Annotated in this window: 22 protein-coding genes; 8 read left to right on the forward strand and 14 right to left on the reverse strand. The window is 62.7% G+C overall.

All coding sequences use genetic code 11. From position 1 onward, the window contains the following. Positions 1 to 4: 4 nt before the first annotated feature. Together ruvA and ruvC are read right to left on the reverse strand one after the other, a co-directional pair. Positions 5 to 613 (reverse strand): Holliday junction branch migration protein RuvA, encoded by a 609-nt coding sequence (ruvA, locus tag HNQ60_RS05450; protein WP_184329967.1) that lies wholly within the window; start codon positions 611 to 613, stop codon positions 5 to 7. Beyond that, entirely contained in the window at positions 613 to 1,140 is a 528-nt protein-coding gene (ruvC, locus tag HNQ60_RS05455) for a crossover junction endodeoxyribonuclease RuvC (protein WP_184329968.1), read from the reverse strand. The genes ruvA and ruvC overlap by 1 nt, the downstream gene beginning before the upstream one ends. A gap of 183 nt (positions 1,141 to 1,323) precedes the next feature. Between ruvC and relA the strand changes: the two genes are divergently transcribed. The 3 genes from relA (at position 1,324) to HNQ60_RS05470 (ending at position 5,144) form a co-directional block, all read left to right on the forward strand. Continuing rightward, complete coding sequence (gene relA / locus HNQ60_RS05460) at positions 1,324 to 3,465, forward strand: GTP diphosphokinase (protein ID WP_184329969.1); 2,142 nt, start codon at positions 1,324 to 1,326, stop codon at positions 3,463 to 3,465. A 126-nt stretch (positions 3,466 to 3,591) separates the two neighbouring features. Then, positions 3,592 to 4,566, forward strand: a complete 975-nt coding sequence (locus tag HNQ60_RS05465; protein ID WP_184329970.1) for a HEAT repeat domain-containing protein — start codon at positions 3,592 to 3,594, stop codon at positions 4,564 to 4,566. Beyond that, positions 4,563 to 5,144, forward strand: a complete 582-nt coding sequence (locus HNQ60_RS05470) for a hypothetical protein (protein ID WP_184329971.1) — start codon at positions 4,563 to 4,565, stop codon at positions 5,142 to 5,144. The genes HNQ60_RS05465 and HNQ60_RS05470 overlap by 4 nt, the downstream gene beginning before the upstream one ends. A 2-nt stretch (positions 5,145 to 5,146) precedes the next feature. Here HNQ60_RS05470 and HNQ60_RS05475 read toward each other — a convergent pair whose 3' ends face one another. From HNQ60_RS05475 to HNQ60_RS05510, 8 genes are all read right to left on the reverse strand, one after another. Beyond that, positions 5,147 to 5,443 (reverse strand): hypothetical protein, encoded by a 297-nt coding sequence (locus tag HNQ60_RS05475; protein ID WP_184329972.1) that lies wholly within the window; start codon positions 5,441 to 5,443, stop codon positions 5,147 to 5,149. Further along, positions 5,440 to 6,795, reverse strand: coding sequence for an APC family permease (locus tag HNQ60_RS05480; RefSeq protein WP_184329973.1), 1,356 nt, complete (start codon positions 6,793 to 6,795; stop codon positions 5,440 to 5,442). The genes HNQ60_RS05475 and HNQ60_RS05480 overlap by 4 nt, the downstream gene beginning before the upstream one ends. 82 nt (positions 6,796 to 6,877) lie before the next feature. Then, positions 6,878 to 7,138 (reverse strand): putative signal transducing protein, encoded by a 261-nt coding sequence (locus tag HNQ60_RS05485; protein ID WP_184329974.1) that lies wholly within the window; start codon positions 7,136 to 7,138, stop codon positions 6,878 to 6,880. An 11-nt stretch (positions 7,139 to 7,149) separates the two neighbouring features. After that, on the reverse strand, positions 7,150 to 8,574 hold the full coding sequence (gene lpdA, locus HNQ60_RS05490; protein ID WP_184329975.1) for a dihydrolipoyl dehydrogenase: 1,425 nt from the start codon (positions 8,572 to 8,574) through the stop codon (positions 7,150 to 7,152). A gap of 112 nt (positions 8,575 to 8,686) precedes the next feature. After that, positions 8,687 to 9,901 (reverse strand): 2-oxoglutarate dehydrogenase complex dihydrolipoyllysine-residue succinyltransferase, encoded by a 1,215-nt coding sequence (gene odhB, locus HNQ60_RS05495; protein WP_184329976.1) that lies wholly within the window; start codon positions 9,899 to 9,901, stop codon positions 8,687 to 8,689. Between the two features lie 4 nt (positions 9,902 to 9,905). Next, the gene (locus tag HNQ60_RS05500) at positions 9,906 to 12,800 is read right to left on the reverse strand and encodes a 2-oxoglutarate dehydrogenase E1 component (protein WP_184329977.1); all 2,895 of its coding nucleotides are present in this window, start codon (positions 12,798 to 12,800) and stop codon (positions 9,906 to 9,908) included. A gap of 268 nt (positions 12,801 to 13,068) precedes the next feature. Continuing rightward, positions 13,069 to 13,893, reverse strand: a complete 825-nt coding sequence (locus HNQ60_RS05505; RefSeq protein ID WP_184329978.1) for an IclR family transcriptional regulator — start codon at positions 13,891 to 13,893, stop codon at positions 13,069 to 13,071. A gap of 88 nt (positions 13,894 to 13,981) precedes the next feature. Continuing rightward, positions 13,982 to 15,643, reverse strand: coding sequence for a long-chain fatty acid--CoA ligase (locus tag HNQ60_RS05510; RefSeq protein WP_184329979.1), 1,662 nt, complete (start codon positions 15,641 to 15,643; stop codon positions 13,982 to 13,984). 325 nt (positions 15,644 to 15,968) lie between these two features. Between HNQ60_RS05510 and HNQ60_RS05515 the strand changes: the two genes are divergently transcribed. Together HNQ60_RS05515 and HNQ60_RS05520 are read left to right on the forward strand one after the other, a co-directional pair. Further along, a complete protein-coding gene (locus HNQ60_RS05515; RefSeq protein WP_184329980.1) occupies positions 15,969 to 17,168 on the forward strand; it encodes an acyl-CoA dehydrogenase family protein in 1,200 nt (399 codons plus the stop codon). 32 nt (positions 17,169 to 17,200) lie between these two features. Next, a complete protein-coding gene (locus tag HNQ60_RS05520) occupies positions 17,201 to 18,340 on the forward strand; it encodes an acyl-CoA dehydrogenase family protein (protein ID WP_184329981.1) in 1,140 nt (379 codons plus the stop codon). A gap of 129 nt (positions 18,341 to 18,469) precedes the next feature. Here the strand turns inward: HNQ60_RS05520 and HNQ60_RS05525 are convergent, their stop codons facing one another. Then, on the reverse strand, positions 18,470 to 19,426 hold the full coding sequence (locus tag HNQ60_RS05525) for a hypothetical protein (protein ID WP_184329982.1): 957 nt from the start codon (positions 19,424 to 19,426) through the stop codon (positions 18,470 to 18,472). 79 nt (positions 19,427 to 19,505) lie between these two features. Beyond that, complete coding sequence (locus tag HNQ60_RS05530) at positions 19,506 to 20,618, reverse strand: serine hydrolase domain-containing protein (protein ID WP_221304025.1); 1,113 nt, start codon at positions 20,616 to 20,618, stop codon at positions 19,506 to 19,508. Positions 20,619 to 20,824: 206 nt separating this feature from the next. Here HNQ60_RS05530 and HNQ60_RS05535 point away from each other — a divergent pair, with 206 nt between their 5' ends. Then, positions 20,825 to 21,763: a C2 family cysteine protease gene (locus tag HNQ60_RS05535; RefSeq protein WP_184329983.1), complete on the forward strand. Its 939-nt coding sequence runs from the start codon at positions 20,825 to 20,827 to the stop codon at positions 21,761 to 21,763. A 189-nt stretch (positions 21,764 to 21,952) separates the two neighbouring features. After that, positions 21,953 to 22,438 (forward strand): hypothetical protein, encoded by a 486-nt coding sequence (locus tag HNQ60_RS05540; RefSeq protein ID WP_184329984.1) that lies wholly within the window; start codon positions 21,953 to 21,955, stop codon positions 22,436 to 22,438. Between the two features lie 8 nt (positions 22,439 to 22,446). Here the strand turns inward: HNQ60_RS05540 and HNQ60_RS05545 are convergent, their stop codons facing one another. Then, a complete protein-coding gene (locus HNQ60_RS05545; protein ID WP_184329985.1) occupies positions 22,447 to 22,728 on the reverse strand; it encodes a hypothetical protein in 282 nt (93 codons plus the stop codon). A gap of 294 nt (positions 22,729 to 23,022) precedes the next feature. On the opposite strand from HNQ60_RS05545, the gene HNQ60_RS05550 reads away from it, so the two are divergent. Further along, the gene (locus tag HNQ60_RS05550; RefSeq protein ID WP_184329986.1) at positions 23,023 to 23,229 is read left to right on the forward strand and encodes a hypothetical protein; all 207 of its coding nucleotides are present in this window, start codon (positions 23,023 to 23,025) and stop codon (positions 23,227 to 23,229) included. 42 nt (positions 23,230 to 23,271) lie between these two features. On the opposite strand, the gene HNQ60_RS05555 is transcribed toward HNQ60_RS05550, so the two are convergent. Next, on the reverse strand, positions 23,272 to 23,841 hold the full coding sequence (locus HNQ60_RS05555; protein ID WP_184329987.1) for an RNA polymerase sigma factor: 570 nt from the start codon (positions 23,839 to 23,841) through the stop codon (positions 23,272 to 23,274). Between the last annotated feature and the right edge of the window lie 4 nt (positions 23,842 to 23,845).

A 23,845-nucleotide genomic window follows, 5' to 3' on the forward strand; every position in this document is an offset into this window, starting at 1 on the left:
CATGCTACTTCGCCGCTGCAACCTGCAGCGCGCCTCGAATCAGTTCTTCCGTCGTCCGGGCCCCCGGATCGACTGCCTTGAGCAGTCGCGTCACTTCCGCCGGCTTGTAGCCGAGTGCCACGAGCGCGCTGAACGCCTCGGCTTGCGCACCGTTGCCCGCGGTCGCCACGGCGCCTGCGGCAATCGGTACCGCCGTATCCAGTCCCGTCAGATTCTTGATGCGATCGCGCATCTCGATGAGCAGCCGCTCCGCGGTCTTGCGACCGACGCCCGGAATCTTCACCAGCGTGTCCGCATCCTGCGCCTCGATGCAAAGCAGGAAGCTGTCGACTGTCATGCCCGACAGCAGCGCCAGGGCCAGCTTCGGCCCGACGTTCGATACCTTGATCAGCTCGCGAAACAGCCGGCGCTCGCGTTCGCTGCCGAAGCCGAAGAGCACGTGGGCGTCTTCGCGAACGACGAGATGCGTGAACAGGCTGACGTCCGATCCGACCGGCGGCAGTACATAGAACGTCGACATCGGCGCTTCGACTTCATAGCCCACCCCGCCCACGTCGATCAGCAGCTGCGGGGGATGTTTTGCCGTCAACCGGCCGCGCAGGAATCCGATCATCAGCCGCCCGCCGTGATGAGGCTGTGCACCTTGCGCGAATGCGCATGGCACAGCGCGATCGCCAGCGCGTCAGCCGCATCAGCCCCGAGGGGGCCGGAAATGTTGAGCAACTTCTTCACCATCAACTGGACCTGTTCCTTCTGTGCGCTGCCGGTGCCGACGACCGCGAGCTTCACGGCGCGAGGGGCGTACTCGTAAACGCGGGGCCGGGCGGCAAACGTCGCGCTCAACGCGGCGCCTCGTGCCTGCCCCAGCTTGAGTGCGCTGTCGGCATTGCGGTGCATGAACACGCCTTCGATCGCTACCTCATCGGGGCGAAAGTCCTGCGTCAGGCGCTCGACGGCGAGGAAGATCTCCTGCAGGCGCTGCGCGAGCGAGCTGCCTTCCGTCTTGATCGTGCCGCTCACGAGATACGAAATGCGCCCGGCATTCGTTTCGACCACGGCATAACCCGTACGCAGCGAACCGGGATCGAGACCGAGAATGCGGACCTGGGGCGGCAGCACACGGTTACGGACCGGTTGCATGCCGGTTCCCGCCCGTGCGGGGACACTGACACGGCCCGAGGCATCCGGCTCGGCAAGACCCAGTTCGGCAAGACTTCGCGGTCGCCTGAGCCTGCGCAAGGAATCTCCGCTCCCATCCTCGAGTTTTGAAGCCGGTATGATACGGCAAAGGCCGCGCCCCTGACGATGCGGCATGTGATCGTGATGCAGCCCGCCGACCCGCTTCCACAATCCTCCGCAAGCACGCCCGTTCTCTCGCGCGAGGCACGGGACTACCTCGAGCAGATCGCAACGAGCGATACGGGGCGGATTGCAGTCCGGCGCGCTCAGGCAATTGCCGATGTCGTTGCCGGTTTCACCGACGACCAGGACATGCGCAATGGAGCGGCGCTGCTGCCTCTGCTCGAGACTGGACTCATTGCCGAGGAGCGCGCGCCGGCTGTTTTCGGCGACACGGCGGCCCGCATAGCGACCGAGCTCGTCAGGATCGGTTCCCTCGGACTCTCCGGCCCGCGCCAGGCGGACAGTGCGCTGACCGCGAATCAGGCGGAAGCGCTGCGCAAGATGCTGCTGGCGATCGTCACCGACCCGCGTCTCGTCCTCATCAAGCTGGCGGCGCAACTGACGCTTCTTCGCGAAAGCAAGGACGCGCCCGTTGCCGAACGGGAGCGGATTGCACGGGAGACGCGCGACATCTATGCGCCGCTCGCCAATCGTCTCGGCGTGTGGCAGATCAAGTGGGAGCTTGAGGACCTGAGCTTCCGCTATCTCGACCCGGCCAACTACAAGCTGGTCGCGGGCTGGCTCGCGGCCAAACGAGCGGACCGCGAGCGCTATATCGAGGAAGTCATCTCACAGCTGCGCACGGAGCTGGCGCGGGTTCACATCAAGGGTGAAGTCGCCGGCCGCCCGAAGCACATCTTCAGCATCTGGCGGAAGATGCAGCGCAAGGGCCTTTCGTTCGATCAGCTCTACGACATCCGCGCAGTGCGAATCCTCGTCGACTCGATTGCGGACTGCTATGCGGCGCTCGGTGTCGTGCACAGCCTGTGGCCGTACATCCCGGGTGAGTTCGACGACTACATCGCCACGCCGAAGGACAACCTCTATCGCTCGCTTCACACCGCCGTCATCGGCCCGGGCAAGCTGCCGGTCGAGATCCAGATCCGCACCCGCGAGATGCACGAGCATGCGGAGCTCGGCGTTGCAGCCCACTGGAAATACAAGGAAGGCGGCAAGCGCAACGCAGCGTATGAACAGAAGATCGTCTGGCTGCGCCAGATCCTCGAGCCCGCGGACCGCGAAGGCCAGGAAACGAACGACGACTTCCTCGATCGCGTGCGCTCCGAAGTATTCGAGGATCGCGTCTATGCGCTTTCTCCTCGCGGTGAGGTGATCGAACTGCCCAAGGGCGCGACGCCGCTGGACTTCGCGTATCACGTGCACACCGATCTGGGTCACCGGTGCCGCGGCGCGAAGGTGAATGGCCGCATGGTGCCGTTGAACCAGCCCCTCGCGAACGGCGACCAGGTGGAAATCATCACCGCGAAGCAGCCGAATCCAAGCCGCGACTGGCTGGTGCCGTCGCTCGGCTACCTCGTGTCCCAGCGCAATCGCAGCAAGGTGCGCTCCTGGTTCCGCAAGCTGGACGAGGAACAGAACCGGCAGCAGGGGCGGCAGATCCTCGAACGTGAACTGCAACGACTCGCGATTCACAGCCTGTCGCTCGCGGAACTGGTGACGGAGTTCAAGTTCGACACGCCGGAACAGCTGTACCAGGCAATCGGCGAAGGCGACGTCACCGCGGCCCAGATCACCGGCGCCATCCTGCGCCGTGCCCGGCCGCAGGAGTTGCCGTCTCCCATTCCCCGCAAGCCGACGATTGCGACCAAAGCGCCCGAAGGCATCACCATCGAAGGCGTCGGCGACTTGTTGTCGCACTTCGCCCGCTGCTGCGGCCCCGTCCCGCCGGAATCCATCATGGGCTACATCACGCTCGGACGCGGTGTGAGCATCCATCGCCAGGACTGCGTGAGCCTCAAGCGCCTGCAGCAGGAGCACCCGGAGCGGCTCATCGCGGTCGAATGGGGCTCGGGCAGCGACCGCTCATTCCCCGTCGAGATCAACGTCCGTGCATTCGACCGGCGCGGCCTGGTGCGCGACATCACCGGCGTGCTCGCGGATTCCAAGATCAACATCCAGGGCATGAATACCGTCACCGACGAAGCGGACGGCATCGCGGACATCAACCTGCGCATCACTGTGCAGGACCTGGAAGAGCTGTCGCGCGTCCTCGGCAGGGTTCAGGGCCTGCCGAACATCCTGAGCGCCCGTCGCAAAGCCTGACCCCGGTCACACTGCCGGCGGAAATACCTGCGTTGGTTGTTCAACAACCCGCCGCCGAGAGCTATTCTGTGCCCGCAAGGAGACGACGATCTCCGGTGAGATAAACGAAACGAACTGGGAGGTTCCATGCTTTCATATTCATCCGCCCTGCGCGGCGGCATCATCGCGTGCGCGTTCATGGCATTGGCCGGCTGCGCACCCTCTTCCTATCGCGTCAAGGCGCCTACGCCTTCGGGCATGAAGTACGAAGCGGTACGCCCGAGCCAGGCTCAGCTTTCATTCATCGACGATCGCAAGGGCGATGAGAGAATCTTCCACGGCGGCGTACTCGCGGCCACTCTGAACGTCGGTGATGCTCCTCTCGACGGGCCCCAGTTCCTGTCGCTGAGCGTCAAGGAGGAGCTCGCTTCCCGGGGCATTCCAGTTGCGGTCAGTGTCGGCGACAACGGCCTCTCGCGAGTGAACGTGCGCACGTTCCGCATCCAGAATCATCGTGTGAACGCCTATTCGCCCTTCGTCACGTTCACGCTGATCAGCGCGGAGCTCGATACCGGAACCGACAGACGGCGCATCGGCGTCTTCGTCAAGCGCGGCAAGGTACCCGTCTGGTCGTTCGACGAGATCGTCGAGCCGACCTTCAATCAGCCGCTTTCGGTGGCGGTCAAGGAGTTCTCCACCAAGATCGCGAACTCGCTGTTCGACTACCGCGCAAGCGACGCGGCCGTCGACGGCCTCGTCACCAAGCTGGCCACGCGCACGCCCGACAGCTTTCTCGATGTCTATTCCCTCGGCTTCACGAACAATCCCCGTGCCGTGGAGACGCTGGCAAAACTGACGAAGGACGAAGATGAATATGTCCGCCTGGCTGCGATCTCATCGCTCGGCAATCTCAGCGCAGCGGATCAACTGCCGCTCCTGAAGACGCTGTACGCCAACAAGGACGGCTTGTGGCAGGACCGTGCGATGGCAATCAAGGCCATCGGCGATCTGAACACGGTCGAATCGCGCGACTTCCTCGTTGCGGAGATGAAGCGCCTCGAACTGCAGTCCGGCGACAAGGAATCGGTCTGGACGACGCAGGTCATCGGACTCTATCTGTGAAACCGGCCCTCGCAGGCAAACGCGCCTGCGTCGTCGCACTGGTCATCGCGCTGGGGGGATGCATTTCCCTCCAGCCGGTGAACTATCGGCCCCGTTACGCGAACTACAACCTTCTTGCCGGTCAGTCGCTGTGTGCCGCAGCGATCGGCAAGACGAGCGTGGCAAGCCCCTCGCTGAATGAAATCGGGCTGCGCGGGGCAACGCTCGTCTCTCCGGTCGAGAACTCGTTCGGTGCGTTCGTGGGTTCCGCGCTCGAGGAGGAACTGGGGCACGCCGGGCTTTACGATTCGGCTTCGACCCGCAGGATCGACGTCGCACTGACCGAGAATCGGATCGATCCCTCCACTGGGACGGGAATGGGCCGAATGGCGGCCACGTTCACTGTGAGCAGTGCAGGCAGCGATCCGGTGTTCTCGAAATCTGTCGACGCGCGACGCGAGTGGCCTTCGTCGTTCTTCGGTGTAACCGCGGTCGATCAGGCTCGCATTCAGCACGGGCAACTGGTGGCCGACCTGCTGCACAAGCTCTTCCAGGATCCTGCCTTTATTGACGCGTTGCGCTGTCCGGCGCGTGGATAGGGCTACGCGCCGACCGCTTCTTCGAGCGCATTGCCGCCCTGCGCGCGCAAGGCGGAGACAACGAGCACAGCGTGCCCCGCGACCAGCACGCCGGCCATGAAACCGTAGGTTGCGAGACCCGACAGAAGCCGCCGGACAGGATTGCTGAACACGTCAGCCGTCATCCATCCGAGCGCCGCCACGAGCAGAGCCGCAACCACGCAGCCGGCGACAACTCGCTTATCGACGTGCCGTTCCCAGCGATTCCGCACGCTCAGCCAAAGGCTGAGCAGCAGTGGCTGGAGAGACGCTCTCATCATTGCCCTGTCGGTGCGCTCGCCCGGCGGCGCACCTGGCGCAGACCATACAGCGCCACGATGATTGCAAGCGTCACGAGCAGCGCATACAGCTGAGTGATCCCGCCCTCTGCTTCGTTGTTCACAGTCTCGTAGAACAGCCAGGAGATCGCCGCGCACGAGAGCACAGGCACGGTCGGACCGCCGGGAATGACGAAGGGATCACCGTCGCTGCGAACATCACGCCGGCGCAGAATCAGCGTCGATGCCGAGCACAGGAAGTACAACGCCAGCGCCGCGAGATTGGCAAAGATCGTCAGCCACTCGAAACGCCCCACGATCGCGATGACCGTCACCATGCCGCCGTAGATGACGATCGCGGTGTTCGGCGTCCGATAGTGCGGATCGACGCGCGTCAGCACCGATGGCAGAAAGCCATCGCGGCTCATCGCGAACAAGCCACGAGGTTCCGACAGTACGTTCGCGGTGAGGTAGCCGAACATCGAAACGAGTGCCGCTGCAATCATCATCGTCCGTGCCGTCGGTCCAAGCGCAACACCTGCTGCTTCCGCAAGCGGCGTGCGGCCAGTGTTCGCGAGATCGAGGCCCATGATGCCGAGCGCCACGAACTGGATGGCCAGGTACAACACTGTCGCTGCACCGAGCGCGAGAAGAATCGCCACCGGCACTGTGCGTGAGTTGTTTCGGACTTCTCCGCTGGGGATGGTCGCGCCTTCGATGCCCGAGAACGCAAAGATCATGATGCCGGCCGACCCCAGCACCGTGCTCATATCGGGCACGGTGGTCCAGGCCAGATTGTCGCCCTTCACGAAGAAGGCGCCGATGATCACGAACAGCAGCAGCGGCAACAGCTTCAACAAAGTGATGCCTTCGAGCACACGTGCACTGTTGCGCACACCGCGCACGTTGATCGCCACGAGCGCGCCGACGATGACCACGATCAATACTTTGGACACCCACACTGGCGGCGAAACATCCACGAGCGCGAACAGTGAGCGCACGAAGCCGTTGAAGATCGCGGAAGCCGCAAACATTCCTGTCGTGAAGACCAGGCACCCTGCGACAAACCCGAAGAACGGCCCCATCGCCGTCTCGACATACGCGTAGGCGCCGCCTGTTGCGGAGACGCGGCTGCCGTTCTCCGCAAAGCACAGGACGACCAGGCCGATGACGATCGCACACGCAACGTAAGCGAGCGGCGCAGCCGTACCAAGTGCGAGCACAGCGGTTGCTGGCAGAAGGAAAATGCCGCTGCCGACGGTGTAGTTGAAGATATTCGCCGCGAGCTGGCGGACGCCGAGCTCTCGTGACAGCAAGGCATCGGGATTGCCGGTGCCGGGTGCGGGTGTCGTCATGCGTTGCTGCGCCCTCGTTCTTCTTGTGAAGATCCGGGGGAAAGTAGCACAGAAGGAAGCCGGCTAGCCGGCTGGCCCGGCGTCAGCCTCCGTCGGGCGGATTCGTCCCGACGGCGAGCTGCGTCAGCTCTTCTTCCGTGACCTGGCTGCCGCGAAGAACATCCTCGGCCCTGCGCACCTGGTCGCCGGGGACCTGGACCCTGAACGACAGCGAGAGCCCAGGAACCGGTACGTTCGCCTTGAGACGGGCCGGAATGCCTTCGGATTGCAGCAGACCGATCAGGACCTGCGCCGACGCCTCGCTGGTCGGCATGGCCACGGTCTGCCAGTCTTCCGATGTCATCGGGCCTCGCGTCAGCGGTTCGGGAAGTCGATGGCGATCTTGTCGGCGGCCAGGGCTGCTTCGTGCAGCGCTTCCGACAACGTCGGGTGAGCGTGAATCGTACGCTGCAGGTCTTCCGTGCTGGCCGAGTATTCCATCGCCAGGACCGCCTCGGCGATCAGCTCGCCCGCCATCGGTCCGATGATGTGGATGCCGAGGATCTCGTCGTCATCCGTCGCGGAAACGACCTTCACGAAGCCCGCGGTCGCTTCCATCGCGCGAGCACGGCCTGCCGCAGCGAATGGGAATGAACCCACCTTGTAGGCGCGGCCGCTCTTCTTGACCTCTTCTTCGGTCTGGCCGACCCACGCGATCTCCGGAGCTGTGTAGATCACCGACGGGATGACTTTGTAGTTCACCTCGCCGTACTTGCCAGCGATGAGATCGGCGACCACCACGCCCTCTTCCTTGCCCTTGTGCGCGAGCATCGGGCCGCGAACGAGATCGCCCACCGCCCACACGTTTGCTGCACTGGTGCGGCATTCATGATCGACCTTCACGAAGCCACGCTCATCGACTTCGACGCCCGTGCCTTCACCGAGGAGATCCTTGGTGTACGGACGGCGGCCGATGGCCACGATGACCTTGTCGACTTCGAGCGTCTGTTCGCCGTTCGCGTCGGAGTACTTGAGCTTCACGCCGCCCTTCGACTTGTCCGCGCCGCTCACTTTCGCGCCGAGACGGATGTCGAGACCCTGCTTCTTGAACTGCTTGAGCGCTTCCTTCGATACCGCGCCGTCAGCCATCGGCAGGAAGGTATCGAGCGCTTCGAGAACGACGACTTCAGCGCCGAGGCGCTTCCACACGCTGCCGAGCTCCAGTCCGATGACACCGGCGCCGATGACGCCGAGGCGCTTCGGCACAGCCTGAAGCTCGAGAGCACCCCAGGAATCGATGACCTGCTCACCATCGAACGGCAGGCTCTTCAGTTCCGTCGGGATCGAGCCTGCCGCGAGAATGATGTGCTTCGCGGTGAGCTCTTCCTTCTTGCCATCCTTGCCCGTGAACTCGACGCGATTGCCGGAGAGCAGCTTGCCGTGCCCCTGCAGCGGCGTCACGCCGGCTGCTTTGAACAGCGAGCTGATGCCGGCGGTCGACTGCTTCACGATGGTCGCACGACGCTTCTGCATGGTCGGAACGTCGACTTCGACGTTGGCGACCTTGATGCCGTGCACCGCGAACTCATGCTGCGTGCGATGGAAGAGCTCCGAAGACTCGAGCAGCGCCTTGGACGGAATACAGCCGGCGTTCAAGCACGTACCGCCGAAGGCATAGCTGCCATCCTTGTTCTGCCACTCGTCGATGCACGCGACCTTGAGCTTGTTCTGCGCGGCACGGATTGCAGCCGGATATCCGGCGGGACCGCCGCCGATCACGATGACGTCGTACTGAGACATGGGGGCTCCAAAAGAAGCGGCTAACAACTAAGCGTTAGCTGCTAGCCGGAAATCCAAATTCAAGGCCACTCTGATTCTGGCTGATAGCTCGTCGCTCGCAGCTCATAGCCTGTTATAGCTGAAGCAACAGCCGCGCCGGGTCTTCCAGCGCTTCCTTGATCGCGACCAGGAACTGCACCGAGTCCTTGCCGTCGACGATCCGGTGATCGTAGGTCAGCGCGAGGTACATCATCGGGCGGATCTTGATCTCGCCGTTGATGACCATCGGGCGGTCCTGGACCTTGTGCATGCCGAGGATCGCGACCTGCGGAGGGTTCAGGATCGGCGTCGACATCAGCGAACCGAACACGCCGCCGTTGGTGATCGTGAACGTGCCGCCGGTCAGCTCTTCGAGCGTGATCGAGCCTTCGCGCGCGCGAGTTGCGTACGCACCGACGCCCTTCTCGATTTCGGCGTAGCTCATCGCTTCGGCATTGCGCAGCACCGGCACCATCAGGCCGCGTTCGGTGGAGACCGCGACGCCGATGTCGTAGTACTCGTGATAGATGATGTCGTTGCCGTCGATCGATGCGTTGACCGCCGGGAACTTGCGCAGCGCTTCGATCGCTGCCTTGATGAAGAACGACGAGAAGCCGAGCTTCACGCCGTGGGTCTTCTCGAATTTGTCCTTGTAACGGGCGCGGATCGCGTTCACTTCGGTCAGGTCGACTTCATTGAACGTCGTCAGCAGCGCCGCGGTCGACTGCGCCTGCAGCAGACGCTCGGCGATGCGAGCGCGCAGACGGGTCATCGGTACACGCTGTTCGTTGCGCGAGCCCACGGCAGCCGGCAGCTTGGCTGCCGGTGCGGCCTTGGCCGGAGCAGCAGAACCGGATTCCTTGCCGGCGAGATGCTGAATCACATCGCCTTTGCTCACCCGGCCATCGCGGCCACTGCCGGCGATCTGCGATGCATCGAGCTTGTTCTCTTCCACGAGGCGCTTGGCGGACGGTGCGAGCTTGCCACCGGTTGCAGCCGCGGCCTTCGTTTCAGCAGCAGCGGACTTTGCTTCCGCAGCCGGTGCCGCCTTCACTTCGACGGCGCCGCCTTCAGCGGCTTCGAGGATCGCGAGCACCTGGCCCGCCTGCACTGTCGTTCCGTTCTGAACCTTGATTTCCTTCAGCACGCCGCCCGACGGCGCCGGCACTTCCAGCACGACCTTGTCGGTTTCGAGATCGACGAGATTCTCATCGCGCGTGATCTTGTCGCCCGGCTTCTTGTGCCACGACACAAGCGTCGCGTCGGTGACGGACTCGGGCAGTTGCGGAACTTTGACTTCGATGCTCATTGAACTAGTTCTTCCTGTTGGCGGCGGCCTTCAAGCGAGTTGTCTGCCGCAATGATTCTTCGGTGCTGGTCGAACGCAGCGCTGCGTCCACGAGGCCCTGCTGCTGTTCGACGTGCACCTTGAAGATGCCGGTCGCCGGCGCCGCTGCCGGTGCACGACCCGCGTACAACAACTGATGATCCGCCGAGAGCGGTTCGTGCAGGCGATGCCGGATCTGGTACCAGCCGCCCTGGTTCTGCGGCTCTTCCTGGCACCACACGATCTCGCGCGCGTTGGAGTACTTACGGACGATCGCTGCGTACTCCTCCGCAGGAAACGGATACAGCTGCTCGACACGGACGATCGCGACGTTGTGGATCGCGTCCGAGCGACGCGAGTCGAGCAGGTCGAAGTAGACCTTGCCGGAACAGAACACGACCCGCGTGATCTTCGACGGCTGGATGTCGTCGACTTCGTCGATGATGTTGCGGAAGCTGCCGCGCGTCAGGTCTTCGAGCGAGGACACCGACAGCTTGTGGCGCAGCAGGCTCTTCGGCGTCATGACGATGAGCGGCTTGCGGAAGTTCTGCAGCATCTGCCGGCGCAGCATGTGGAACATCTGGGCCGGTGTCGAGGGAACGACGACCTGCATGTTGTGCTCGGCGCACAGCTGCAGGAAGCGCTCGAGACGAGCCGAGGAATGTTCCGGACCCTGGCCTTCGTAGCCGTGCGGTAGGAATAACGTGAGTCCGCAGAGGCGGCCCCACTTCGCCTCACCCGAGCTGATGAACTGGTCGATGATGACCTGGGCACCATTGGCGAAGTCGCCGAACTGACCTTCCCAGATCGTTAGGCAGTTGGGTTCAGTGGTCGAGAAGCCGTACTCGAAGCCCATCACGGCTTCTTCCGAGAGCAGCGAGTCGATGACTGTGAATCGCGGCTGGCTGGAAGCCAGGTTCTCGAGCGGAATATAAGAGTCGCCCGTGTTCTGGTCGTGCCACACCGCATGGCGGTGGAAGAACGTGCCACGGCCGCTGTCCTGGCCTGTGATGCGGACTTCGTAGCCCTCGGTCAGCAGCGATGCGTAGGCCAGGGTCTCCGCGTAGCCCCAGTCGAGCGGCGCCTGACCGGCATTCATCTTCTCGCGCGTCTGGACGATGTTCGCGACCTGACGGTGCAGCATGAAGTTCGACGGGAACGTCGTGAGCTTCTCGCCCAGCTCGCGCAGCTTTTCGATGCGCACGCCGGTCGGAACCTGTTCGCTCCAGTCGGCGCGATGAAACTTGGTCCAGTCCACCGTGTGCTTGTTGCCGATCATGCCGAGCGCGTGCTTGACGGTCGACTTGCCTTCATCGAGCGTGCGGCGATATGACTCGACCATCGCATCCGCGTCGCTCATCTTGATGACGCCTTCGCCGACGAGCTTCTCCGCATAGCGCTGACGAGTAGTCGACTGCTGGCGGATCTGCTGATACATCACAGGCTGAGTCGCTGCCGGCTCATCCGCTTCGTTGTGACCGCGGCGGCGGTAGCACACGAGATCGATCACGACGTCCTTGTGGAACTTCATGCGGTAGTCGAGCGCGAGCCGCGTCACGAACAGCACGGCTTCCGGATCGTCGCCGTTCACGTGGAAGATCGGCGCTTCGATGATCTTCGCGACGTCCGAGCAGTAGAGCGTCGAACGCGCGTCCTCGGGCTTGGAGATCGTGAAGCCGACCTGGTTGTTGATGATGATGTGCACGCTGCCGCCGGTGTAGAAACCGCGTGCCTGCGAGAGCTGCAGCGTTTCCATCACGACGCCCTGCCCCGCGAACGCCGCATCGCCGTGCAGCAGGATCGGGATGACCTTGTCGCCTTGCTCGTCATTGCGACGCAGTTGGCGCGAGCGCACCGAGCCTTCGACCACGGGGCTCACGACTTCGAGATGCGACGGATTGAACGCCAGCGCCACGTGGACATTGCCGCCGGGCGTACGGATGTCGGTCGAGAAGCCCTTGTGATACTTCACGTCGCCCGAACCCTGCATGTGGTTCGTGTCGTACGTGCCTTCGAATTCGGAGAACATCACCTGCGGCGACTTGCCCACGACGTTCACGAGAACGTTGAGGCGGCCGCGGTGGGCCATGCCGATGATCATTTCTTCGACGCCGTTCTGACCGCCCTGCTGGATCAGGTCGTCGAGCATCGGGATCAGCGCTTCGCCGCCTTCCAGCGAGAAACGCTTCTGCGCCGGGTATTTGGTTGCGAAATAGAGCTCGAGGCCTTCGGCGGCGGTGAGCTGCTGGAGGAACGTCTTCTTCTCGTCGGTGCTGAAGCCGCTGCGGATGCGCCCCGCCTGGAAGCGGTCCTGCAGCCACAGGCGCTCCGCGGAGTTCGACACGTGGGCGAATTCGGCGCCGATGGTGCCGCAGTAAATCTGCTTGAGCTGAGCAATGATGTCTCGCAGCTTCATGCGCTTCGGAATCGCTTCGGTGCGGCTGCCCGTATAGAACTCGGTGTCCAGATCCGCGTTCGACAGACCGAAGTGCTTCAGCTCGAGCACTTCAGGCACCGGCCGGCGCATGAGGCCGAGCGGATCGATATCCGCAACCAGATGCCCGCGGTTGGAATAGACCTGGACGAGTCTCGCGACGGCCGCCTGTTTGACGGAAGCGTCGGGAGTCGACGCACCAGCGCTGGCCGGGGCCGCGCCGGGTCGTACTTCGCGCGCTCGCTGGGCGAGTGCTTCGCGGATCGGAACGTGTGCCGTATCGCCGCTGGCCTTGAGGCCCGCGAAGTACTCGCGCCATTTCGGCGCTACGGACGAGGGATCCGAGAGATAGTCTTCGTAAAGGGATTCGATGTAGGGGGCATTTTCCGCACCCAGAAGTGAGTTCTGGGGGGAAGCTCGACCGGAGTCGATCTTAGAGTCGCTCATTGCGCTCGCAAGTTCCTGTTCCGACTGAAGAAAGCTGAATCGAACCGGCGGCTTACACGGCCGCAAAAGGGCGCGTAGTGTAGCCGAACAGTGCTGCAGATGAGAATGCTGTGGGTCGGTGAGTTGCTGATTGGTTCACATACCGACCTGATTGGTTTCGATGCCGACCGTTTCAAGTACGCACAAAGACGAACGGCGCGCACCTTTCGATGCGCGCCGTCGCTTTCTGGGGGTCCGACTTCAGCCGGACCCACTGCGCGAGACAGGATCAGCGAGCCTGTCCGAGGCCCTCTTCGATCCGGCGCACGATGTCGATGAGTCGTGGCCGCACCTCGGTCATGAGGTACTCCTCGGAGACCTTGAACGCGGGTGCACCGCAGTTGATCGCCATCGGCGGCAGGCCATTGCCCGGCCGGAATCCGCAGGCAATGCCGTTCACGTCGGGCTGCCACTCGCCGAACGAGCCGCACACGCCCGATTCGCTCCACATCGTGAGCGACTTTTCGATGCCCTGCTTGATCCCCGGCCACGCGAGATGATCGAGCTCGCGGATCTGCTCGAGCAGGTCTGCGCGCTCAGTGTCCGAGCACACGGCCAGGTAGGCGCGACCGATCGCAGAGGTGGCCAGCGGCAAGCGCATGCCGACTTCGCTGTTGAGCGAGAGCACCGCGTTGCCCTTGCAGACTTCGACGTAAACCATGCTGAGCCGCTGGCGTGCACCCAGAGATACCGAGGTACCGGTCAGGTCCGCGAGTTCCTGCATCAGCGGACGCGCGAGATCGCGTACTTCGAATCGGCCGAGCACTGCGCTTCCCAGCGCGAGGGTTGCCGTGCCGAGTCGGTACTTGCCCGATTCCTTCACGTAGTGGAGGTAGCCGAGCTTCGTCAGCGTATAAGTGAGCCGCGACACCGTCGATTTCGGCAGCCTGCAGCGCTCCGAAATATCCTGGTTGCCCAGCAGCCGGCTGCCGCTGCGGAAACACGACAGTACGTCGAGTCCGCGTGACAGTGCCGTCACGAAGTGCCGATCCTGCTTGCCGACGTGCGGCTTGACTGCCGCAGGTTGGGCACTGGTCTGCGCCAGCTTGGTCATTTCCGATGCTCCCGTCGCCATAGGTGTATCCGCCTTGAGTTCTATGCCGTTGATCCTGAAACCGTCGTACTGATTCGAAAAAAAACGGTCAACCCCGCGCCATCTCGGCTTCCTGCAACACGCGCCACTGCACCTTGCCGGTTGCCGACTTGGGCAACGCGTCGACGAACTCGACGATGCGCGGGTGCTTGTAGGTCGCCATGTTCTGGCGCGTCCACTCGATGATCTCGTTCTCGCTGACAGCGCCGCGATGCGTAGCGCGCAGCACGACGACGGCTTTCACCGTTTCGCCGCGATGCGCATCCTTCGCCGCGATCACGCACGCTTCCTGGATCGCGGGATGCTGATACATCTGCGCCTCGATCTCGGCCGGCCACACTTTGAAGCCCGACGCGTTGATCATGCGTTTGAGGCGATCGACCAGGAAGAAATAGCCGTCGTCGTCGACATAGCCGAGGTCGCCCGTGCGGAAGAAGGGCTTGCCGCCGATATCGACGAACGCTGCTTTCGTCGCTTCCTCGTTGCGCCAGTAGCCCTGGAATACCTGCGGACCGTTCGTGACGATCTCGCCCACCTTGTTCGGCGGCAGTTCCTGGAAGGTCTCCGGATCGATGATCTTCGAATCCGTGTTGAACACGGGAATGCCGAGGCACTGCCGTTTGGGCCGATCGACCGGGTTGATATGCGAAGGCGCAATCGTTTCCGTCAGGCCGTAGCCCTCGACGTAGGGCGAACCGATCATCTGCTGCAGCCGCTCACCGACCGCGGCCGGCATCGCCGCGCCGCCGCCGGAAACCTGGATCAGCGATGACAGGTCGTATTCAGCGAGCTTCGGATTCGCTAGGAAGTCGATGACCATCGTCGCGATCGCGGTCCACGACATGAGCTTGTAGCGCTCGATCAGCTCAGCCGCCGTTTCGCGATCCCAGCGGCACATCAGCACGATGCTGCTGCCGTGATAGAGCGGACCGTTCATGCCGCCCTGCATGCTCGTCACATGGAAGAACGGCAGCACGACGAGCTGCGTCGTGTCGGGCGTACCACCGAACCAGAGACGATTCGTCACGAGCGTGTGCATGACATTCGCGTGCGAAAGCATGCAGCCCTTCGGCCGGCCCGTGGTGCCGGAGCTGTATGGAATGACGCAAAGATCGTCGGGACCCGCGGTGAGCGGTCCCGGGCTCAGATTCCTGGCGAGCGCTTCGACCCACAATGTCGTGTTCGACGCCGAGATCTGCTGGCGCGGAGTGGATACCGCTTCCGGCAAACGGATGGTCGTGGGCTCAGTCACGTAATCGGCATAAGCCGCCACGACCGCGTGATCGACATGCTTGCCGATGAGCGGCTGCAACTGCGGGAAGACTTCCTGCGCCACGAGCGCGGTGCGTGCGCCGCTGTCTTCCAGATAGTGTTCGAGCTCGCCGGTCACGCTCATCGGGCTGACGGGCACCACGACCGCATTGGCGCGAACGATCGCGTAGTACGCAACGATGAACTGCGGGCTGTTCTGCATCACCAGCAGGACGCGGTCGCCCTTTTTCACACCACACTTCTGTTCGAGGAAACCCGCGAGGCGCTCGGTCTGGTCCTTGAACTGCGAGAACGTGAGTGCCGTGCCATAGAAGATCAGGAACGGCTTGTCCGGATACCGGGCCGCGGAGACTTCGGCGTTGTAATAGATGTTGGTCGCTGGCGGCGTGATGTTCTGTGGCAGCGATTTGGGCCAGAATTCGAAATGCTTGCGGGACATGCTCCCCTTTCCCCCGTACGAAAAATCGGTCCGGAATCCGTGCCGCACGCGTTACTGGAATAATATTCCACGCTGCGGGCGAACATTCTGCGCGCGGGAAGCTATCACACCTCCTCGGCACTCACCAAGAGTCGCCGCTTCGAAAAATGGGAATCGCGACGTTATGGCAAAGCGGGCCGTGTATAGCGTTTCCCCGAGCCCCCGTGGAGGCCTTTTCGAATCTTTGCCCGGTTGCGGCGCTTCACGCGCGTCCCTATGATTCCCGCCCGCTAGGGAAATTAACATTCCGCATAGCAGCGTCGTTCCACTCTACAGAGCGCACCTAATGGACCTGAATTTCAATGCCGAAGAACTGGCCTTCCGCGAGGAAGTCCGCACCTTCCTGCGCGAAAAGCTGCCGGCCGACATCGCCAAGCAGATCAAGTCGGGCCTGCCGATCCGGGCGCAGGACTACACGCGCTGGCAGAAAATTCTTCATGAGCGCGGCTGGGGCGCACCGAGTTGGCCGAAGCAGTTCGGCGGCACGGGATGGGGTCCGGTGCAACTGCACATCTACGACGAAGAAGCCGCCGCTGCCGGTGCGCCGCGCACGATTCCGTTCGGCCTCAAAATGGTCGCTCCCGTCATCATGGCATTCGGCAATCCGGCGCAGCAGCAACGTTTCCTGCCCCGCATCCTGAGCGGCGAAGACTGGTGGTGCCAGGGCTACTCCGAGCCAGGCGCCGGTTCCGACCTGGCCTCGCTCAAGACGCGCGCGGAGCGACAGGGCGATCACTACATCGTCAACGGCCAGAAGACCTGGAACACGCTCGGCCAGCATGCCGACTGGATCTTCTGCCTCGTTCGCAGCGATCCGAATGCGCCGAAGCAGCAGCAGGGCATCTCCTTCCTGCTCATCGACATGAAGACGCCCGGCATCACCGTGCGGCCGATCATCACGATGGACGGCGCGCATGAAGTGAACGAAGTCTGGTTCGAGAACGTGAAGGTCCCCGTGGAGAATCGCGTCGGCGAGGAGAACAAAGGGTGGACCTACGCGAAGTTCCTGCTCGGCCACGAGCGCACGAACATCGCTGGCGTCGGCGCATCGAAGCGCGAACTGGAACGGTTGAAGGCGATTGCGTCGAAGGAACTCAAGAACGGCAAGCCGCTCATCGAGGATCCGCTCTTCGCTTCGCGCGTCGCGCAGGTCGAGATCGATCTCATCGCCCTGGAGATCACCAACCTGCGCGCATTGGCGCAGGAAGCGGAGAAGCACGCGCCGGGGCCAGAAGCGTCAGTGCTGAAGATCAAGGGAACGGAAATCCAGCAGGCACTGACCGAGCTGATGATGTACGCCGTCGGTCCATATGCCCTTCCCTTCGGCCGCGCGTCGAGTGAGGAAGGCGACCTGCGCACAGTCGCGGGGCCTGACTATGCGGGACCGCTGGCCGCCACCTACTGCAACTTCCGCAAGGTGACGATCTACGGCGGCTCGAACGAAATTCAGCGCAACATCATTTCCCAGATGATCCTGGGTCTTTAACGAACCGTTCGCGAACAGCCGAAGAGAGCATCATGGATTTCAATTTCACCGAAGAACAGCAACTGCTCGCCGACACCGTGCGGCGTTTCGTGCGCGAGGGCTATTCGTTCGAACATCGCCGCGAGATCCTCAAGTCGGCGGACGGCTGGAGCCGCGACTCGTGGAACGAACTGGCCGGACTCGGCCTCACGGCACTCAACGTGCCCGAAGCCCACGGCGGGCTGAATGCCGGCCCCGTGGACACCATGCTCGTCATGAACGCGCTCGGCGAAGGTCTCGTGGTTGAACCGTTCCTGGCAGCCGCGGTGGTTACGCCTGCGCTCCTTTCCCGTCTCAACGACGAGAAGGCTGCAGCGGACCTTTTCCCCGGCATCGCCACTGGCGAGCGCATCGTGATTTTTGCGCACCAGGAACCAGGCACTCGTGGCGAAACGAGCCACGTCACGACCCGCGCCGAGAAAAGCGGCGACGGCTACGTGATCGACGGCTACAAGAACGTCGTATCGCATGGTGGCGCTGCCGATGAACTCCTCGTCAGCGCACGTACCAGCGGCAAGCCGACCGACGCGGATGGAATCTCCATCTTCCGCGTGGACCCGAAGGCAACTGGCGTGGCAGTAAAGACGTACAAGACGATCGACGGCCAGACGGCGGCGGATGTCGAACTCAAGGGCGTGAAGGTGCCTGCGTCGAGTCTCGTCGGTGCGGCTGGCAAGGCGCACTCGGCGATCGAAGGCACGTACGAAGTCGCAATCAGCGCGCTGTGCGCGGAAGCGGTCGGCATCATGAAGGCCGTGAACGCGACGACGCTCGAGTACACGAAGTCGCGCAAGCAGTTCGGTGTGCCGATCGCGAAGTTCCAGGTGCTGCAGCACCGGATGGCCGACATGTTCCTGCACAGCGAGCAGGCACTGTCGATGAGCTACCTGGCCGCCATCAAGTGCACGGATCCGGATCGCAACGAGCGCGTGCGCAGTCTTTCAGCAGCGAAAGTCGTCGTTGGCCAATCGGCGCGCTTCGTGGGCCAGCAGGCGATCCAGTTGCACGGCGGCATGGGCATGACGGATGAGCTCATGGTCAGCCATCATTTCAAGCGCCTCACCGCGATCGATCTGACGCTCGGCGACACGGACTTCCATACGCAGCGGTTCATTGCGACGCCGGCGGGCTGAGAGGCCTCTGTAGTCCTGTTGTGGGTCCGACTTTAGTCGGACGTTATGCGAAGCATGCCTTCGGCATGACGTCCGGCTGTGACCAACGGAAATCCCCTCGGGGAAAGCCGGACCCACAACCAGAGGCCACTACTTCCGCTTCTCCTCCTCCCTCGCCCCCGCCAGGATGCCTGGCAACGCGTAGTTGCCTTCGTGGCATGCGTACTCGAACACGCGATCAGTCGTCGCATCGAGGCTCATCTCTCCGCGCCAGGGCTGCTTGTAGTTCTCCGGGTCGGTAACCGAGTACTCGTACAGGATCTGCCCCAGGGATTCCCGCGTAAAACGCTCGACGACGACGGCCTGCCGCGAGAGGCTGATCATTCCGTTCGCATGCAATGGATGAAAGTTCGTGGTCTCGACGACCAGCGTCTCCCCATCCCACCGGCCGATCGAATCGCCGTGAAGCAGCCCGATTCTCGAGTCGACGTGTTTGCCGCCTATGCGGACGATGCGCGCGTAGTTGTTCATCTCCGCGCGGATCAGAAGCACGTCGCCTGACTGAACGATCTCGTAGTTGTTGTTGTAGAGATAGTTCGTCATCGGCGGGCCGGCATTGCCGCTGTTGATGACGCAGCGCTCGCCCAGCGGCCGTGCTTCCGGCCCATCGAAATTGGCCCGGCCTTCGAGACTGCGGGCTTCTTTGTACGGAATCTGCCCGTCGGTGGGATCCACGATCCACGACGTCCGATGCGTGCCCTTGACGACACTGAACTTCATGCCCGGATCGATCCAGAACGCGTTGTAGCCGCGGCCGCGGCGAAGGTCCGAGCCATCGAAGGAAGTGCTCTGCGACTGCGCGTCGTCATCGCGCTGCCTGACCACCTGCGGATGAGTGTTCGTCGCCTCCTCCACTTCTTCAGGCGCGAGGACCAGGCTCTTGTAGCGCGATGCGCGCTGCAGGGAAGTAATCGAGGCGTTGCTCCAGTTGCCTTCGAAACTGGGCCGGCCGCCACTCGTTCTCGGAATGTCTTGAGCCGGCACTGACGCCACGAACAGACTGGCCGCTGCCGCGATCGCGAGACTTTGCGTGAGCCGCTTCGCCATCGATCCCCCACCATGGTCGGTTTTCCCTCAAGCGGTCACAGTGTAGCGAGGAGTGTCGTTCGGACTCCTTATAGATGTGTCAACGCACCGCCTCCGCGATCAACGGCTTCAACTGCTGTTCCAGGCTCACCGCGAAGCTCACGATCCCCGAGCTGTTGTTCCTGAGCTCCATCCCGAGGATCGCGAAGTAGCCTGACTGGCGATCGATCCAGGGCGTGAAACCGAATGCACCGGGCGATGAGAAATCCGCGCAGCCCGTCGCGGGCGTCGAGCATTCGAGCCACGCCGTGAGGCCATAACGAAACGCGAAACCATTGCCGACCGCGGGCGACTGCCCGATCACCACATCGGGATAGGGTTCGCGGTTCTGCAGATCGAACAGCGTTGGCTGCATCAAGGCACTGCCCTGCCAGCGACCTTTATCGAATATGAACTGCAGGATCCGACCGTATTCGTTCATCGACATGCGCAGACCGCCGGCGATCAGCGGATTCGTCGTGCCGTCGGCCTGGAGCGGCTGACTGTAGAAACGGATGTCGGCCGGCAAGGCGAGCGGCTGAAGCAGTTCCGCGGCGAAGATGTCGTTCCACGCAGATCCCACTCGAACCTCCGCCATGCGCGCAGCGACCTGCAGGTGTGTGCTGCCGTAGTCGAATCGCGTGCCCGGCGTCGCCACGAGATCCTGTTGCTCGATGGTATCGACGCATTGCGCCAGGGTCAGGTTCGCGACGACGGTGCAGAGATTCTCGGGACCAAGACCGGAGGTGAATGAGAGCAGGTGCCGCACCGTGATCGTGCCCTTCTCGCCCGTCCAGCCGAGCACTTCGCCCGTAGTCGAATCGAGCGAGAGATAGCCCTTGTCGATCAGCCGGAAGATCGTCGTGCCCGCCACCATCTTTGATGCGGAAGCAATCGCCACGCGCTGATCGGCACTGAACGTGCCGTACATGCGCTCGAAGACCTTCGCGCCGGACGCATCGTAGATTGCGAGCCCCATCCCGCTCATGCCCTGGGTCACGAATGCCGCGTTCGCCGCTGCATCGACCTGTGCAAATGCGCTCGCGGGCGGTTGCGGTTCTGGCTCATCGGGCGAATCACCAGAACCGCCGCCCGAGCAGCCTGCGAGCAGGCTGAACATCATCAACAAGACCGGAATCGCGGGATCGGGGAGTCGGCGACCGATGGGCAGCATGCGAGGTGTCCAGGTATCACGAGGATTCCCGAGTAACGCGCGATGACGATTTCGGATGACAGAAATTACCGACGGCCGGCATCCGCTGTGACGTTGAAGGTTCCGACTGGCCGAACGACCAATTGTGCGCTTCACGCACGGACCCGAAGAATCGCGGCGATCCGCCCAAACGATCCACCCAGGGACATCGCCGGGGACATTCGCACATGACGATCCCGTATCGCGGCACCGCTCGCGTGCCAGGTCCGCTCGGCGTTCTCTCGAATGGCGGCTCCGGACACACACCCGGACCCATCGGCACGCTGTGGCAGAAGAAAACACCGCAGAATCCGCCCAATCAGGTCAAAGCATCCGGCAAGCGAACCGTCATGCCGGGACCCGCGAACGACAATACGGGCAAGAACGTTCACGCGATCACATGGCCTCTGTACGGCTCGAAGAAGACGCCGATTCACACCGACGTGAAGCAGTCGCCCCATCTAGCGAACTGCCCCGTCGCATCGATCCTCGCCGCGCTGGCGTTCACCCAGAACGGCAGAACATTGCTGCAAGCGATGGTGAGTGAGACGCAGACAGCCACGATCACCGACGTTTCCGGACTGGACGCCGACGCACTCGCGAGCCCGCCCGCAGGCGGCCAGGTGACTTCAGCGCGCTACTTCACCGTCAAGCTGCCCGGCGGCACGCGAGAAGTCAGCGATGTGCTCTACACGACCGATCACGACAAGGGCTGGTCGCCCATCTATATGACTGACCCGCATGAAGGCGCCATCTGGAGCGCCGTGATCGAGAAAGCACTCGCGGTGCAGCTCGGCAGCTACGAACAGTTCGATGCTTCGAACCTGTCCGCAAACGACTTCTGGGAAAAGCTCGTCGGCAAGAAGCCCGGCGGCTTTGCGATCACCAAGGACACTGACCTCAATCAGATTCTCAAGACAGCCAAGGCCGCGACGGGAACCGCAACGATCGGTGCATCGAAGGACAGCGGCACGGACACGCGAATCATCACCGAGTTCCATGGCTTCGCGGTGCTCGGCGTCGAGAGCGGCAAGGTCAAACTGTACGATCCGGCGAAAACCAAGACCTTCAGTATCACCGCGCAGGAGTTCAGACAGAACTTCCAGGCGATTCTGTTCCAGAACTGATTCGGCAATCCCGGAAGTCCGCCCTGCGACCAACACTGTATTCGCGCGAGCGGCTTGAGCAAACGCCTGATCGATCGCAATCTGTGATCGCCAACGTCACGACGCACATCACAACTTTGCGCGTGCGAATGAACCTGTCAGCGAAACGCTTGCCCAACGTTGCGTATCACAAACGCGAGGCAAGGCATCGTGGTTTGTTTGTGGCTCCACACACATCGCATCGAGACGGCGCTGAAGAAGTTCTTCGATCACCGCATCCAGCCTTCTCAGCGTCATCTGCTGAGAAAGTCCGCAGCGGAAGCTCGACGGGACAATGCGACTGCGCGCGAAGCAGCGGCCGGCCTCATGGAATCGATCATCTTCGATGCAGCGGACGCGGCGGAACCGCAGTTCGCGGCCTTCGTGAAGGCAAAGATCGATCGGTGGATTGACGCAATGCAGGCGAAATCACTGACCCGCGACAACGCGATGCGTGTCGCTCGCGTGTATGCGTACATGCGTGGAGTGTCCGCGGCTCAAGCATCCGCCTTTGCACGCCGTACGATCTACGAATGGATGGAGAGCGGCTTCCTGTCCGAAGATGGAACGCACGCGTTCGGCGATGATCTGCGGCACGCGCTGGCATTCCGTTTCCGCTTCGAAGATCTCGAGGGCGGGCCTGAGCAACCCGCCTGAATCCGGACTCAGAGCGTCCCGGGTTCGACGGCGTCGATGGGTTCGAATGGGCTGATCCGCCAGCTTTCCGGCTGCGCCTGGTCCGCGCCCGCTCGCAGGTGGGCTCGCATCAGCAGCTCCTGGGACCCTTCGGGCGTTCCCCAGCTCACGACAAGACTGCCGTCACCATCTGTGCTCACCTGGATGGCAGTCTGATAGACCGATGACGTCGTCGTGACGAACCTTCGGCTCGCTTCGATCAACGCGAGCGCTCCGTCATTCGAGACGCCCGGGCTCGCGCTGTAGACCACGCCGCGGGCCCATTGGTTCTCTGCATTCGATGGTAATCACCCGCGAAACTCAGTCACTCCCTCTGCGTGGGATCTGCTAAAAATCATCCGGACAGCACGCGTCGGTCCGACGACTGCTGCGAATCGATCGGTTGTCACCTCTCCCGGAGGCATCTCATGGCTGCAATGGATTGTGGCGAAGCACGCCCAATGGATTCGCGCAAGGCCGCCGCCCGACCCCCGCTCCCCCACTCCGCCCCGTACCTTGCCTCGACAACACGTGGATGGACCGTTCAGGAATCCACGACACCCTCCATGGAGGAACTCCTCGAGCGGTTCAGCGATGCACGCTGCTTCCTCGAATGCGCCGTTCACTCATTGAGCGCCCGAGACGCGGGCTCGTACGCAGGACCCGAGTTCGTCTGCCTGGTCCATGGACTGAATCTGCTGCGGTCGGTGTACAACGACCTCGATACGCATCTGCTCACCGTCGCTGATGCTCGCGAGCGCGATCAACAGTAAGAACAGGGACCGCGCGGGCCTGAGTGGCGGGCCACAGGAGCGCTAGGTCGAGCAACGTGGAATGGCTTTCTTGAAGCGCAGCTCGCAAGCAAGTCGGCATGACCGGAGATGGGATCTCGCCTGAGTGAGATACTTCTCGATCGTGAGCTCGCTCAGGCGCAATCGCTGCGCAGCTTCGGCGTACGAGTAGCCCTCGATCTTGTGCGCGACGAGAACGGCGCGGTGAGTCCGCGGCAGCTGACTCAGGAATCGCTCGAGGTCATCCTCGATCGCAACGTGCTCGATTGCCTGGTCGGATGCATCGGGACTCAGCAAGTCCTCGACGCTGTCGGGATCGACCGCCACTTCGCGCCGCGCCCTGGCAAAGAAGTCGGCCAGGACGTGATTTGCAATCGCGAAGAGATAGCGACGGGGATGCTCCAGCACCTGGCCTCTGTACGCACTCAGGAAGCGCGCACAGACTTCCTGAGTGAGATCTTCGGCATCCGACGACCGCAGATAGAGTCGACGCCCGAGGAAGCGGCGGATCGCCGCGTAGTGCTCGAGCACCACTGCATTGGCGCCGGGCAACCCGTGACCCGCTTCCTGGCCTGCCTCTCCAGACGTCTGCATGGGC

This window comes from Povalibacter uvarum (assembly GCF_014202975.1).
Lineage (GTDB): Bacteria > Pseudomonadota > Gammaproteobacteria > Steroidobacterales > Steroidobacteraceae > Steroidobacter > Steroidobacter uvarum.

Bases quoted from the DNA above. Each gene is read 5' to 3' on its own strand.
- HNQ60_RS05535 (WP_184329983.1), top strand. From the start codon at position 20,825: ATGACGATCCCGTATCGCGGCACCGCTCGCGTGCCAGGTCCGCTCGGC.
- HNQ60_RS05550 (WP_184329986.1), top strand. From the start codon at position 23,023: ATGGAGGAACTCCTCGAGCGGTTCAGCGATGCACGCTGCTTCCTCGAA.
- HNQ60_RS05515 (WP_184329980.1), top strand. From the start codon at position 15,969: ATGGACCTGAATTTCAATGCCGAAGAACTGGCCTTCCGCGAGGAAGTC.
- HNQ60_RS05465 (WP_184329970.1), top strand. From the start codon at position 3,592: ATGCTTTCATATTCATCCGCCCTGCGCGGCGGCATCATCGCGTGCGCG.
- HNQ60_RS05500 (WP_184329977.1), bottom strand. From the start codon at position 12,800: ATGAGCGACTCTAAGATCGACTCCGGTCGAGCTTCCCCCCAGAACTCA.
- HNQ60_RS05520 (WP_184329981.1), top strand. From the start codon at position 17,201: ATGGATTTCAATTTCACCGAAGAACAGCAACTGCTCGCCGACACCGTG.
- HNQ60_RS05510 (WP_184329979.1), bottom strand. From the start codon at position 15,643: ATGTCCCGCAAGCATTTCGAATTCTGGCCCAAATCGCTGCCACAGAAC.
- relA (WP_184329969.1), top strand. From the start codon at position 1,324: ATGCAGCCCGCCGACCCGCTTCCACAATCCTCCGCAAGCACGCCCGTT.
- lpdA (WP_184329975.1), bottom strand. From the start codon at position 8,574: ATGTCTCAGTACGACGTCATCGTGATCGGCGGCGGTCCCGCCGGATAT.
- HNQ60_RS05555 (WP_184329987.1), bottom strand. From the start codon at position 23,841: ATGCAGACGTCTGGAGAGGCAGGCCAGGAAGCGGGTCACGGGTTGCCC.
- HNQ60_RS05525 (WP_184329982.1), bottom strand. From the start codon at position 19,426: ATGGCGAAGCGGCTCACGCAAAGTCTCGCGATCGCGGCAGCGGCCAGT.
- odhB (WP_184329976.1), bottom strand. From the start codon at position 9,901: ATGAGCATCGAAGTCAAAGTTCCGCAACTGCCCGAGTCCGTCACCGAC.
- ruvA (WP_184329967.1), bottom strand. From the start codon at position 613: ATGATCGGATTCCTGCGCGGCCGGTTGACGGCAAAACATCCCCCGCAG.
- HNQ60_RS05505 (WP_184329978.1), bottom strand. From the start codon at position 13,893: ATGACCAAGCTGGCGCAGACCAGTGCCCAACCTGCGGCAGTCAAGCCG.
- HNQ60_RS05475 (WP_184329972.1), bottom strand. From the start codon at position 5,443: ATGATGAGAGCGTCTCTCCAGCCACTGCTGCTCAGCCTTTGGCTGAGC.
- ruvC (WP_184329968.1), bottom strand. From the start codon at position 1,140: ATGCAACCGGTCCGTAACCGTGTGCTGCCGCCCCAGGTCCGCATTCTC.
- HNQ60_RS05530 (WP_221304025.1), bottom strand. From the start codon at position 20,618: ATGCTGCCCATCGGTCGCCGACTCCCCGATCCCGCGATTCCGGTCTTG.
- HNQ60_RS05480 (WP_184329973.1), bottom strand. From the start codon at position 6,795: ATGACGACACCCGCACCCGGCACCGGCAATCCCGATGCCTTGCTGTCA.
- HNQ60_RS05485 (WP_184329974.1), bottom strand. From the start codon at position 7,138: ATGACATCGGAAGACTGGCAGACCGTGGCCATGCCGACCAGCGAGGCG.